This is a genomic window from Halopenitus sp. POP-27 (genome assembly GCF_029889855.1).
Taxonomy (GTDB): Archaea; Halobacteriota; Halobacteria; order Halobacteriales; family Haloferacaceae; genus Halopenitus; species Halopenitus malekzadehii.
In genome coordinates this window covers 51,898-64,972 of sequence record NZ_JARANU010000002.1, presented here as the reverse complement: position 1 = coordinate 64,972, position 13,075 = coordinate 51,898, and the positions used below count along the sequence as shown (strand labels likewise).

Genomic DNA, 13,075 nt, shown 5'->3' with positions numbered 1-13,075 from the left:
AGCGGTAGCGTCGGTCACTCCGTGACGGCCGATGGCTACATATCGATCCTCGCCGAGGGATCGCTATGAGCACGTTCACCACGGAGATCGCGGTTCGATTCCGCGACGTCGATTCGATGGGGCACGTCAACAACGCCGTCTACGCGACCTACCTCGAGCAGGCGCGGGCCGCCTACTTCCGGGAGGTGTTGGACCGCGACCTCTCGGCGGTGGAGACCGTGCTCGCGAGCCTTTCGATCGACTACCGTTCCCCGATCGGACTCGACGACGAGGCCGTGACGGTCACGGTCGACGTTCCCGAGATCGGTACCACGAGCGTTCCGATGACCTACACGATCGCCACCGACGAGGGCGTCGTCGCCGAAGCGGAGTCGGTTCAGGTCAGCTACGACGCCGAGGCGGGTGAGCCCGTGACGCTTCCCGCGGACTGGCGGTCGACGATCCGCGAGTATCACGGCTTGTAGGTTCCGTCGCCGCCGCCTTTATGGCCTGTCGGTCCGCCGTCGCCGTTCTCACGGCCCACGTTCAGGCGGTTCGCAGCACCGTTGCGGGAAACCGTTCGCGGCGCTCAACCGGATCGTTCGGCAGCTCGACCGGTCCCGACTCGAAGTCGGGCGCCGCCCACAGCAACGTCGTCTCCGCTGTGAGCGTCCGATACTCGTCGGCCGTCGTCGGCGAGATGCGACCGACGGCGAGCGTTCGATCGTCGAGATCGATCCGCTCCAGCTGTGCGAGTCCGCCGTCCTCAGGTAGGTTGGTCTCTCCCGTATCCGGGAAGATCGGATGGAGGTGGGCGCCCGCGCCCGCGGGCTCGGTCGCGACCGCGAGCGCGTGGCCGCCCGCATCGCGGACGCGATCGACCACTTCCGGAAGGGTCCCCTCGACCGCGACCAGGGCGTCCCGAAGCCGGTCGCTTCCGATTTCGGGATCGATCCCCTCGGTCGCGTCGTACACGGCGAGGTGTGACTGCTCGCGCCGGGGCTCGGCACGCTCCTCGACTCGGAACGGGATCGGCGTCCCGTCGACGGTGACTGCGTCGGCCTCCGCGACCGTCTCGACCGTGACGTCGCCGGGCGCGTGCGCGACGATCCGGAGGTGTTCGTCCCAGTTCCGGTAGACGGTCTCGATGGCGACGTACTCGCTGCCGGCGGCCTCGCGATAGGCTGCGACCAGATCGGCCATCGGGATCGATGCGAGCGTCTCGTCGAGCAGTCGCTCGAGGAGGTCGCCGTACGTCTCCTCGGGACCGGCCCGGCGGCGGAGCCGATCGGCGACCGCTCCCTCGACCCACACGAGCGCCGGCTCCTCGTAACAGTCGTCGGGATACGGCGGCGGGCCGGTTCGCTTGACGGTCTCCTCGGCACGGTGGACCTTCTCGGCGGCGCGGTCGGCGTAGTCGGTGACGATCGTCCGCGAGAGCGGGTCGCCGTCGGTCGACCGGCCGATCGCCCAGATGTAGAGCCCGACGGCCTCGTAGGAGAGCCGATCGGCGCCCTCGTGCACGAGCCGCGTGAGGACCCACGTCTGAGCCTCACGCTGAGACAGCGTCGTCTCCGCGACGATCTCGTCGACGTACTCGCCGTACAGCGTCCGCAGCGCGTAACAGTGCTCCTCGATCTCGTCCCGCGTCACGCCGTCCGGGATCGGATCCACGACCGTGAAATCCAACTCGCCGGCGATGACGTTCAGCTTCGTCGACGGGTGCCACTCCGTTTCCAGCTCGACCATACCCTCGATTCACGGTCGGGCCCTAAAATCGGTCCGGCCGGATCGGCCGGATATGGGGCGATACGCCCCGACGTCTCAGATCTTCCCCTCGAAGTAGGAGACGGGCACCTCCTCCTGGAGCACGGCCTCGCCACCCTCGACCTGCAGGATCCGGTAGGGGACGACCGGCTCGAGGTTCTCGTTGAAGTCGACGTTGCCGGAGGCGCCGTCGTAGTTGACCTCCTCGCCGTTCTGGAGGGCCTCCTTGCCGGCCTCGAACCCGGCGATGCCGACGTTCGTGTCTCCATCCGTCGGCCGCGAGACGGCGCGGATGTTCTCTGCGATCGCCGTACCGCTGGCCTCGCCGCCGCGCTGGAGCGCCAGCGCCTCGAGGTAGGTCGCGTCGTAGGCGTGGGGCGCGAACTGGGTGATCTGGTCCTGGCCGCCCATGTTCTCCTGGAAGGTCTCGCTGTCGGCCGTCTGCGGAGAGGTGATGTACATCCCCTCGACGATGTCGGACAGCCGCGAGAGCAGGTCCGGGGACCAGATTGCCTCGGCGGCGACCCACTGGCCGCCGTAGCCGCCCTGGTTCCACTGGTTGAGGATCGTCTCGCCGTTCCCCGGGTACATCACGGCGCCGACGACGTCCGGGTCGCCCTCGTAGAGCGAATCGAGCGTCGAGGTGTAGTCGCTCGCCTCCTGGGCGTAGCCGACCATGTTGAGCGTCTCGCCGTCGAAGCTCTCGCTTGCGACCTGTGCGAGCCCCTCGCCGTAGGGGTTGTCGACGTAGAGGAACGCGGCGGTCTCGGCCTCCAGCGTCTGGTTCATGATCCGGGCGACGACCAGTCCCTGCTGGGTGTCGTTCGGCGAGGTTCGGCCGTAATACTTCACGCCGTTGCTGTCGTTGATTCCGGCCGTCGCCAGCGCCGGCGAGGTGTTGCCGTTCGAGACCTCCATCACCCGATTGTCCCTGGCGATCGGCGCGAGCGTGGTTCCGATCCCGCTCGAATACGGACCGATGAGACCGACGATCCCCTGCTCGTTGATCATCGTCCGGAACTTCTGGCCCGCCCGTGCGGGGTCGCCCTCGGTGTCGCGGTTGGTGACCTGTATCTCCCGGTCGAGGGGACCCCCCGCGGCGTTTATCTCCTCGATCGCAAGGTTCGCAGCCTCCTGATGGCCGCCGCCGTAGGCGCTGTTCGTGCCGGTGATCGGGAACAGCGTCCCGAACTGGATCGGATCGCCGCCACCTCCGCCGTTCCCATCGCCGTTTCCATCGCCGTTGCCGCCGCCGTTGCCGTTTCCGTCGCCGTTTCCATTACCGCTGCCATTACCGTTGCCGCCGTCCTGCTGTGAACAGCCGGCGAGCGAGACGACGCCGGCCGTTCCGGCCGCGGCGCCGAGTCGCTTGAGCGTCTCTCGTCTGTTGTACGATGACATGGCCCATTCAATGGTTTCGTCCTTCTGTGTAATTAAACCATGTGCTCGTTGTGAGGTTCGTCTGCAACGGATTTCCGCGCATAACCGCCTGAATACGGACGAAATACGGCAGAGCGTGACCGATCCGTCGGTGATCTGATCGGTGGCCCATCCCGCGTCACGCGATTTTGGAGTTCACGAGCCGAGACGTATCCGTTTCCCTTCGAGATGATATCCTGACAGATGGTTGAAAAATACCATAATCGTATAGGTACTGCGGTATGAGATGTCATACATGGCAGTCGAAACGGGGTTGTTGAACGCGATATCGAACGGGATCGTCACCGGGAGCATCGTGGCGCTCGGCGCGATCGGGCTCGCGTTGGTGTACGACATCGGCGACGTGCCCAACTTCGCTCACGGCGATCTCCTGACGCTCGGCGCCTACACGGCGTTGTTGGTGAACAGGCCCGGAACGGTTCCCGGGTTCGGTGCCCTCGCGACGGACACGCGCGGGGTCAGCATCGGTGGACTGGCGTTCCTGTTCGTGGTCTCGTTCGTTGGCGTGTTGGGCATCGTGTATCACCTCGGCGGGATACGCGCGCTGAAGGGCGGCTGGTGGGGGATCGACGCCCCGCCATCGGTGGCCGTCGGAACGCACGTGCTGGCGGCGGGCGTCGTCGGTGTTCTCGTGGTGACCGGGACGCCGTCGTTCCTCGCCGCGCTCCTGTTCGCCGTCGTCGTCGTGGGCGCGCTCGTCCCGTTGATGGAGTCGCTCGTCTTCCGAAAGTTCCGTGCGAAGGACGCCTCGGTTGCGATGCTGCTCATCGTGTCGCTGGCCGTGGCGTTCATCGTCCGGTTCGGCGTCCAAACGATCTTCGGCGGGGAGATCCGGTCCTACGAGGTCGACACGACGATTCCCTTCGCGGGCGGCCAGCTCGACATCACGTTCGCGAAGTTCTTCGACTTCTTCGTGGCCGGTAACGGGTTCTCGCTCGCGATCCGTGAGACGCGTGGGGGCAGCGAGATCCCGCTGGCGACGTTCTCCTACTCGTGGGTCGAGGTCGTCGCCGTCGTCGCCGTCGCCGCCGCCGTCGCGGTCGCAGCCTACCGATGGCGGACCGACACCGCGGGGGTCATCGGCGGTCGGCTCGCGGCCGCGCTTGCCGTCGTCGCAACGGTCGTCGTCGGCGGAACGGCGCTCGCTCCCGGGTCGATCCCCGAGACGGCGTGGTACGCCACCCGCGTTCGCGCGTCCCCGCTCCGAGTCGGCATCATTCTGACCGCGCTCGCGATGATGGGGCTGCTACACTACCTGCTCAGAGCGACGACGCTGGGGAAGGCGATGCGGGCGACCAGCGACAACCGCGACCTCGCGATGGTGCGCGGGATCAACACTCGACGCGTGATGATGACCGTCTGGATCATCGCCGGCCTGTTCGGGTCGCTCGCGGGCGTGTTGTTGGGGTTCCTCTTCTCGAACCTCTCCATCAACCTCGGATTCAACCTGCTGTTGCCGATGTTCGCCGGCGTCATCCTCGGTGGGATCAACGTCTACGGCGCCATCCTCGGCAGCTACGTCGTCGGGCTGGCGATGGAGGTCGGCATCTTCGCCATCCCCGGACTCAGCGCGACCTACCGCATCCCGGTCGCGTTCATGGTGTTGCTCGTGGTGTTGCTCGTGAAACCGGAAGGCATCGTGGGGGGGAACTGAGATGGCGGTCTCCGACGTCGTCGTCTCGTTCGCGTTGCTCGTGGCCATCTACGGCGTCCTCTCGCTCGGGTTGAACGTCAAGTTCGGTCACACCGGACTGTTGGACTTCGGCCACGTCGGGTTCTTCCTGATCGGCGCGTACACCTCCGCGCTGTTCGTGTTGCCGCCGGACGACCCGGCCGACTTCACCAACTACGTCATCGGACTCGGGGATGTCCCCCTCGTGGGAACCTGGGCGTTCGGGATCATCGTCGCGACGATACTGACGGGGGTGATCGGCGGGCTCGTGGCCCTGCCGACGATACGGTTGCGCGAGGACTACCTCGCCATCACCCTGTTGGGGATCTCGGTCATCTTCCAGCGGGTCGTCCAGTCGGAGAGCTGGCTGGCGAACGGTCCGGACGCGCTCCGGGGGTACTCCCCGCCGTTCCAGGGGCTCTTCCCGATCGATCCGGGGACCGTCGTGGGCGCGGTCGCGTTCGCGCTCGTGGTGTTCGTCGTCTGGGCGGTCGCCACGGCGGCGCTGTCAGTGCAGCGCGAGAACGACTCCCGGCTGCCGCTCGACCGGATCTATGCGGTCACGTCGTTCGGTCTCGGGACGCGTGCCACGGGCGTCCTCGGATCCCGGTTCGCGGTGGCCGGCGTTTCGGGGCTGATCGCGGCGGTGATATCGGCGGGCCTCCTGCTTGCGGCCTCCCTCGTGTTGGTCGTCGGCGTCCTGGTCTCCGTCTACGGCTGGCTCGTGGTGCTCGTGGCGATCGGCCAGCACTACGCCGGTCTCGAGCGCCGCGAGCTGGCCCTCGGCGTCGGGTTCGGGACGGGACTGCTCGTCGCGCTGTTGCCGCTGCCGCTCACCGATCGACTCTCGGTCTCGATCATCGGAACGCTCGCGCTGTTGGGCGCGCTCGTGTACGCCTACTACCACGCGATCACGTCCTACGAGTGGGTCGCGGACGTCAAACTGGCCGTCATCGGGCTCGGCGCCGTCTGGTTCGTCGGGATCTGGTACGTTCTGTTGCCGATCCTCGGCCCGCTCGGATCCGGGGACGTCTCCGGCGTGCTCGGCACCCTCTTCCGGAACGCGGTCTGGTTCCTCCAGTTCGGCAGCAGCGCCGGGATCGGCTACTCCATCGCGGTCATCGGGGACGTCACTGTCCAACTGGATTACAGCCGGTTCCAGCTCGCGCTGTTCCTCCTGTCGCTGGGCGCGCTGTACGCGATACTGGAGGCCGCGGTCCAGTCGCCGTTCGGCCGCGTCCTGCGGGCGATCCGCAACGACGAGGCGGTGGTGAAGTCGCTCGGGAAGGACCCGTTCGTCTACAAGGTCCAGAGCATGGTGATCGGCTCGGCGCTCGGCGGCTTCGCCGGGGCGATGTGGGCGATGTACTCTCAGGGACTCACCTTCCGGACCGGCGCCCCCGAGACGACCTTCATTGCGCTGCTCATCGTCTTCGTCGGTGGCGTCGGCAACAACAAGGGCGTGCTGCTCGGGGCGGTGCTCTACTGGGCGTTCCAGCAGGCCACCACGCAGCTGGCCGGGTTCTTCCCGCCCGCCCTCCGGGTGAACGTCCTCGCGTTCAGGCTCGTCGTCGTCGGGGTGTTGTTCCTGATCGTGTTGTACTACATGCCGGACGGGCTGCTTGGTCGCGAGGAGTACTCCTCGGGGGTGGGTGAGTCATGACGGCGATCCTCGAGATCGAGAACCTCCAGAAGCGGTACGGCGGCATCACCGCCGTCGACGGCGCGACGTTCGGGATCGAGGAGGGGTCGATCACCGGCCTCATCGGCCCCAACGGCGCGGGCAAGACGACGACGTTCAACCTCATCAGCGGCTTCGAGGAGCCCGACGGCGGCAGCGTCCGCTTCCGCGGCGAGGACCTCCAGGACCTGATGGAACCCAGCCGCGACGAGCGCGTCATCTGGGGCGGCGCCTCGGCGATCACCGCCGGGACGATCGGCGGCATCGCGGGCGTCGCCGGCCTCGGGCTCGGCACCGTCGGTGGTCTCGGGACGCTCGCGGTCGGCGCGGGCCTGGGGGCCGGGTTCTACGCCGGCCAGGAGCGGGTCCGACAGGCTCGGGAGGGCCACACCAACAGCCGCCCGTTTATGCTCGCCCGTCAGGGGCTCGTCCGAACCTTCCAGATCACCCGCGAGCTGACCGAGATGACGGTCCTCGAGAACCTGATGCTCGCCCCGCAGGGGCAGGCCGGCGAGAACCTGCTGAACACCTGGCTGCGCCGGGACCTGATGGCCAGCGAGGAGGCCGAGGTCCGCGAGCAGGCCCGCGAGATGCTCAAGCTGTTGGAGCTCGACCACGTGAGCGACGAGCGCGCGGGCAACCTCTCTGGCGGTCAGCGGAAGCTGCTCGAGTTGGGCCGGGTGCTGATGATCGACCCGGAGGTCATTCTGCTCGACGAGCCGGTGGCGGGTGTCAATCCCTCGCTCACCCGGAAGCTGATGGATCGCATCGAGACGCTCCGGGACGAGGGATACACCTTCTGTATCGTCGAACACGATATGGAGGTCATTATGAACCTGAGCGACACCATCGTCGTGATGAGCGAGGGGGACGTCCTCGTCGAGGGCGACCCCGAGGAGATCCAGGAGGACGAGGCGGTCATCGACGCCTATCTCGGCGTCGACTGATCGGCCGGTCCCGTTTGGGGCGACCCGACGCACAGGGGGAAGAGGTAACCGACACGACGCGACACGACACACATATGGCACTACTCGAAGCCCGGGACGTAGTTTCCGGATACGGCGACGCGACGATCCTCCACGGCGTCGACCTCGACGCCGACGAGGAGGAGATAGTGACGATCATCGGCCCAAATGGGGCTGGCAAGTCGACGCTTCTCAAGGCGATCTACGGGCTCATCGACTGCTGGGAGGGGACGGTTCGCTTCGACGGCCAGGATATCACCGACCGCCGGGCCGACACCGTCAGCGAGCTCGGGATGTGTTACGTCCCCCAGCGGGGCAACGTCTTCCCGACGCTGTCGGTCAAGGAGAACCTGGAGATGGGCGCGTACATCGAGGACGAGGTGACCGAGGCGGATTTCCAGGAGGTGTGGGACCGGTTTCCGATCCTGGAGGAGCGGAAACACCAGCGGGCCGAATCGATGAGCGGCGGCCAACAGCAGATGCTCGCGCTCTCCTCGGCGCTGATGGTCGACCCCGACCTCCTGGTCGTCGACGAGCCCTCCGCGGGACTGGCGCCCGACCTGGTCGACGACATGTTCGACCGGCTGGTCGACATCCGGGACGGGACCGAGACCGCGATCCTGATGGTCGAACAGAACGCCAAGCAGGCGCTGCGCGTCTCCGACCGGGGATACGTCCTGGACATGGGCGAGAACCGCTTCGAGGGGACCGGTACGGAGCTGCTCGAGAGCGACGAGGTGATGGATCTCTATCTCGGCGGGGCCTGATCCGAACGACACGGCGGGAGTTTGACCGGGCCGGAACGCCCGAAGCACGATCGGGCCGGAACGCCGGAGCTCGCGATCGGGACCGGCCGGCGGGAGCTTGATGGGCCCGCGGGCCCAACGGCGCGTATGGCACTGACGCTGTACGCCCTCGAGGGCTGTCCGTGGTGTGAGAAGGTCCACGATGCGTTGCAGGCGGCGGACCTGGAGTATCGGACCGAGTGGGTCGAGGGGCTCCACTCGACGCGCGACGAGGTGAAACGCGTGAGCGGTCAGCGGGCCGTGCCGGTGCTCGTCGACGACGAGCGCGGCGTGACGATGGCCGAGAGCGCGAACATCCTCGAGTACGTGGAGCGGACCCTCGCGTGAAGATCTACACCGGACGCGGGGACGCCGGGGAAACCGACCTCCGCACGATGGAGCGCGTCTCCAAGACCGATCCCCGCATCGAGGCCTACGGCACGGTTGACGAGGCGAACGCGCTGATCGGGACGGCCCGCCCGACGGGCTACCCCGACGTCGACGAGACGCTCGCCGGGATCCAGAACGACCTCCACGTCGTCCAGGCCGACCTCGCGAACCCCGATCCCGACGCGGAGGACCCGCGCGTGACCGACGAGCACGTCGCGGCGTTGGAGGACCGGATCGACGTCCTCTCCGAGGAACTGGCGCCGCTGCAGTCGTTCATCCTTCCCGGCGGCGGCGAGGTCGGCTCGCGGCTCCATCACGCTCGCGCCGTGGTTCGGCGGGCCGAGCGGCGCACGGTCGCGCTCGCCCGCGAGGAGCCGGTCGACGAGGCCGTGGTGGCGTACCTGAACCGCCTGTCGGACGCGCTGTTCACGCTCGCGCGCGTGGTGAACGCCCGCGAGGAGGAGCCCGAGGAGTCGCCGACGTACTGACGCGTGGTGGTCGAGGTGTCGACGCCGTTGGTGGTCGAGGTGTCGACGCCGTTGGTGGTCGAGGTGTCGACGCCGTTGGTGGTCGAGGTGTCGACGCCGTTGGTGGTCGAGGTGTCGACGCCGTTGGTGGTCGAGGTGTCGACGCCGGCTCGTTCTTCGACGTCCGCTCGCGATCGTGGACGCCCTCCCGCGATCAGGATTCTGTTGTCGCCACAAGGACTATATCCGTCGGCCCCCTATCGGGAGGTATGAGCAAGCACTTCCACGATGCACGGTACTACCTCGGACGCGCGGTCGACCACGCTGCGGCGGGCGTGAAGGAGGAACTCGAGCCGGTCGCGGAGCGGGCCCGCGAGCTGGCGGGCGTCGAGCAGGAGCCGGAGCCCTCCCGCGTCGAGGCGATCCGGGGCGACCTGGTCGAGACCGGCGAGCGCGCCGCGGAGACGGCCCGCGGGGCGTCGGCGTCCCTCCGGGAGGCGGTCGACAGTTCCCGTGGCGACGGCGACGCCGCATAGCGATCGACGACCGCTTTGCCGACCGATCGTCGCCGACGGAGCGCGCGACAAGGTAATCCTTAAGTCGGAACGCCGGCTATCGGTCGATAGCGGGCTGGTGGTCTAGTCCGGTTATGACGGCTCCTTCACACGGAGCAGGCCCCAAGTTCAAATCTTGGCCAGCCCATTTCCCTTCGTCCCCGGATCACGAGACGACGAGCAGCCGCGTTGGTTGCCCGGCGGCGCAGTCGTGAGGTCGGTTCCGGTGTGTCGATCGGGCTGGTTCCTCACCCGTCCGCAACGGGCTGGCCCCGCCGGACTGCGGCGACGTCGGCGGCGATCGCTTCGGCGATGGCGTTCGAGAGCCCGGGGGGAACGGCGTTGCCAACGACCTTCAACTGCGTGCTCTTTGCGCCCTGGAAGACGTAGTCGTCGGGGAACGACTGGAGGACGGCGCACTCGCGGACGGTGCCGACGCGGTCCTCCTCGGGGTGGATGAACGGCGCGTTGTGGTTCTCCTTGATGGTGAACGCGGGCTCGTCCGGTTCGAGCCGGCGCCAGCTGTCGCCGTAGCTCTCATAGAGGCTCTCGCCGGGCTCGACGTCGGCGATCCGGTCGACCATGTCCGCGGAGTGGTCCGTGGTCTCGGTGTTCGCGAGGTCCTCGAGATCCCGGTCGAGGATGGCGTCGGCGACGGTCACGTAGGGCGGGCGCCGGTCGCCGGTCAGCGTGGCCTGTTCGGCGGGGCCGTGGGTGCGGTCGGGGAAGGTGGGGCGCTCGCCGTCGCGGCGGCCGACGAAGATCACCCGGCGACGCGTCTGGGGGACGCCGTAGTCCGCGGCGTTCAGGGTCTCGTAGCGCGTCGTGTCGTAGCCGGCGTCGGCAAAGCCCGCCAGGATGGACCGCAGGGTGTCGCCGTCCTCCATCGAGGTGATCCCGGGGACGTTCTCCATCACGAAGACGGCCGGCTGGACGTACTCGACGTAGTCGATGAAGCTGCCGACGAGGGAGTTGCGCTCGTCGTCGGGATCGCGGTGGCCCGCGATGCTGAACCCCTTACACGGCGGGCCGCCGATGACGACGTCGATCGTCTCGGGGTCGATCGGGTGCGCCTCGAAGAAGTCGGCGGGCTCGACCGACGCGAGGTCCGCCCGGATCGCGAGGGCGTCCTCGTGGTTGTGCTCGTAGGTCGCCAGGAAGTCCTCGCTGACGTCGACGCCGGCGACGACGTCGTAGCCGGCCTGGAGGAACCCCTCCGAGAGGCCGCCGCCGCCACAGAAGAGATCGAGCACGCGGACGGTACCGAGATCGAGGTCGGACGTGGGCATACGGGATCCACTCGTGAGGTCGGGTTACCTCTACCGGTTCGGTATGGCGATAGTTAAGCGATCGTGTGGTTGAGGTGCGCGATCGCGTCGTGGGTCGACGGCGACCGCGTGATCGAGACCGCTCGCAGCACGGCTACCCGTCGAGGTCGATCGTCGTTCCACGGTCGCCGATCGCCGGGGCCCACGAGTACACTCCCGGCGAGGACGATGATCCGGAGTGTGGGACGGTCACGGTGCTGTGGGGTGTGGGTTACCCCACGTTGCCGCTGTAAGCGAGTGTCTGAGTGGAGGGGTTTGTCGCCAGCGTGGCGTCTCGATCGGACATCGATCACGCTCGATCGACGTGTACTCGACCGACGTGTACTCGACCGACGTGTACTCGACCGACGCATACTCGATCGACGTGTACTGTTCATCCACCAAACCCAGTATTCAACGAACGCATCGTTCACCAATCCATACTGATCAGAACCGTTATTACTGTGTCTGGTGTATGTTACCGTAGTACAATTTCGGCGTATTGAGACGCCGGTTCGTTTCGGCGTCGAACACACGAACTCGTGGTTCAGTTTCGTCGAGTATTCGGTTCGTTCACCTCGAATGACCGTCTCTACGTCCCGTTTTGCCGACGACACGACCGCTTCTCGTGGAGTAGACCCTACCCACGGCATACAGCGGCAATCCGGGGTGTGTGAGAGCCCAGTATATACTATACAGCGGCAATCCGGGGTTTGAATCAGATATATTCTTCTCGACATCTGGCTAAATCGGGTTACTATAGCGGCACAAATTTCTGCAGTACCATAGCGGACTTTGTTTACAGCGGCAACCCGGTTGGGAAGGTTAATATGGAGTGGGCGAGTGTCGCTTCGTATGGGTACTACGGAGTCATTCTTTGGGGAGCCGGATCCCATTTTCGCCGATAAGGAGCTTCTTCGTGTCAGTCACCTCCCGGAGGGTGATCGTATCATCGGTCGCGAAGAGGAACTCACCAACCTCGCAAACGCGATCAAGGACGCACAACGAGGCGGGACGCCGAACAACGTGTTGATATACGGGAAAACGGGGACGGGCAAAAGTCTCTGTTCGAAATATATCACACAGGATCTGACCGAGGCTGCCGCTGCAAACGACGTTCACGTTGAGGTCGCGTATATCGACTGCCTGCAGGATTCGACCGAGACGCAGGCGGTTCGAACGATCGCCGACTCGTTCAACGATCGCGAGGAGACCGGAGTAACGGTCCCCACGTCGGGCGTCTCGACGTCGGACTACTACCGTCGTCTCTGGGAGATACTCGATGCCCGTCTCGATGTCGGCATCGTCATTTTGGACGAGATCGACAAGCTCGAAGACGATAACATCCTGATGCAACTGTCGCGAGCGGCGGAAGCTGGCAAGGTTAGTGATAGCACGCTCGGGATCATCGGGGTGAGCAACAAGATCCGATATAAAGAGTCGCTCAACGAACGCGTCAAATCCAGCCTGTCGGAACGTGACTTCGTGTTCCCGCCGTATGATGCGAACCAGCTTCGTGCGATCCTCGATTCACGGGCGGATGCGTTCCGGGACGGAGTCCTTGCTGACGACGTGATCCCGAAGGTCGCAGCGCTTGCAGCGAAAGAACACGGGGACGCCCGGAAAGCGATCGATATCCTGCGATACACCGGGGAAATCGCCGATGAACACGACGATGACCGGGTCGGAGTCACGTACGTCGACGAAGCACACGAGCGTGAGGAAGAGGCCCGCTTGGCCGAACTCATCGGGAAACAACCGGAGCACTCGAAATATCTCCTCCAAGGGCTCGCACTGCAAACCCAACAGTCGGCCGACCCCGATGCGATGATCCCCTCGAAGCAGGTGTACTCGGCCTATGAAGTCGTCTGCGAACGCGAGGGAACTGATCCACTCAAGATCCGTCGGGTCCGCGATCTGCTCTCGGAACTCGCGTTTCTGTCCCTGATCGAACAGGATCGAAAAGGACGTGGCAAGGGTAAGGGCGCCCACACCGTCAATCAACTCGTCGACGCACCGGAACTCGTCATCGAGGCGTGCAAATCGGCCTGACGATCGTTGAAGCTGG

General features: G+C 66.0%; 12 protein-coding genes and 1 tRNA gene. 10 read left to right on the top strand and 3 right to left on the bottom strand.

The window, feature by feature from the left end; translation table 11 throughout:
- Positions 1 to 65 precede the first annotated feature (65 nt).
- Positions 66 to 464, top strand: a complete 399-nt coding sequence (locus tag OQF70_RS02045) for a thioesterase family protein (RefSeq protein ID WP_280535564.1) — start codon at positions 66 to 68, stop codon at positions 462 to 464.
- Positions 465 to 525: 61 nt separating this feature from the next.
- Here the strand turns inward: OQF70_RS02045 and OQF70_RS02040 are convergent, their stop codons facing one another.
- Together OQF70_RS02040 and OQF70_RS02035 are read right to left on the bottom strand one after the other, a co-directional pair.
- On the bottom strand, positions 526 to 1,728 hold the full coding sequence (locus tag OQF70_RS02040) for a hypothetical protein (protein WP_280535563.1): 1,203 nt from the start codon (positions 1,726 to 1,728) through the stop codon (positions 526 to 528).
- Between the two features lie 75 nt (positions 1,729 to 1,803).
- Positions 1,804 to 3,147, bottom strand: coding sequence for an ABC transporter substrate-binding protein (locus OQF70_RS02035; RefSeq protein ID WP_280535562.1), 1,344 nt, complete (start codon positions 3,145 to 3,147; stop codon positions 1,804 to 1,806).
- Positions 3,148 to 3,421: 274 nt separating this feature from the next.
- Here OQF70_RS02035 and OQF70_RS02030 point away from each other — a divergent pair, with 274 nt between their 5' ends.
- The 8 genes from OQF70_RS02030 (at position 3,422) to OQF70_RS01995 (ending at position 9,848) form a co-directional block, all read left to right on the top strand.
- Positions 3,422 to 4,840, top strand: a complete 1,419-nt coding sequence (locus OQF70_RS02030) for a branched-chain amino acid ABC transporter permease (RefSeq protein ID WP_280535561.1) — start codon at positions 3,422 to 3,424, stop codon at positions 4,838 to 4,840.
- Between the two features lies 1 nt (position 4,841).
- Positions 4,842 to 6,521: a branched-chain amino acid ABC transporter permease gene (locus OQF70_RS02025; RefSeq protein ID WP_280535560.1), complete on the top strand. Its 1,680-nt coding sequence runs from the start codon at positions 4,842 to 4,844 to the stop codon at positions 6,519 to 6,521.
- Positions 6,518 to 7,486, top strand: coding sequence for an ABC transporter ATP-binding protein (locus OQF70_RS02020; RefSeq protein ID WP_280535559.1), 969 nt, complete (start codon positions 6,518 to 6,520; stop codon positions 7,484 to 7,486). Before OQF70_RS02025 ends, OQF70_RS02020 begins: the two co-directional genes overlap by 4 nt.
- 74 nt (positions 7,487 to 7,560) lie before the next feature.
- Positions 7,561 to 8,271, top strand: coding sequence for an ABC transporter ATP-binding protein (locus tag OQF70_RS02015; protein WP_280535558.1), 711 nt, complete (start codon positions 7,561 to 7,563; stop codon positions 8,269 to 8,271).
- A 126-nt stretch (positions 8,272 to 8,397) separates the two neighbouring features.
- The gene (locus OQF70_RS02010; protein ID WP_280535557.1) at positions 8,398 to 8,637 is read left to right on the top strand and encodes a glutathione S-transferase N-terminal domain-containing protein; all 240 of its coding nucleotides are present in this window, start codon (positions 8,398 to 8,400) and stop codon (positions 8,635 to 8,637) included.
- Positions 8,634 to 9,167, top strand: coding sequence for a cob(I)yrinic acid a,c-diamide adenosyltransferase (locus OQF70_RS02005; protein WP_280535556.1), 534 nt, complete (start codon positions 8,634 to 8,636; stop codon positions 9,165 to 9,167). The genes OQF70_RS02010 and OQF70_RS02005 overlap by 4 nt, the downstream gene beginning before the upstream one ends.
- A gap of 248 nt (positions 9,168 to 9,415) precedes the next feature.
- Positions 9,416 to 9,682: a hypothetical protein gene (locus tag OQF70_RS02000; RefSeq protein WP_280535555.1), complete on the top strand. Its 267-nt coding sequence runs from the start codon at positions 9,416 to 9,418 to the stop codon at positions 9,680 to 9,682.
- A 91-nt stretch (positions 9,683 to 9,773) separates the two neighbouring features.
- Positions 9,774 to 9,848: transfer RNA gene (locus OQF70_RS01995), tRNA-Val, on the top strand.
- A gap of 100 nt (positions 9,849 to 9,948) precedes the next feature.
- On the opposite strand, the gene OQF70_RS01990 is transcribed toward OQF70_RS01995, so the two are convergent.
- Positions 9,949 to 10,989, bottom strand: a complete 1,041-nt coding sequence (locus OQF70_RS01990) for a DNA cytosine methyltransferase (protein WP_280535554.1) — start codon at positions 10,987 to 10,989, stop codon at positions 9,949 to 9,951.
- Between the two features lie 873 nt (positions 10,990 to 11,862).
- Here OQF70_RS01990 and OQF70_RS01985 point away from each other — a divergent pair.
- The gene (locus OQF70_RS01985) at positions 11,863 to 13,059 is read left to right on the top strand and encodes an orc1/cdc6 family replication initiation protein (protein ID WP_280535553.1); all 1,197 of its coding nucleotides are present in this window, start codon (positions 11,863 to 11,865) and stop codon (positions 13,057 to 13,059) included.
- The last annotated feature ends 16 nt before the right edge of the window (positions 13,060 to 13,075 follow it).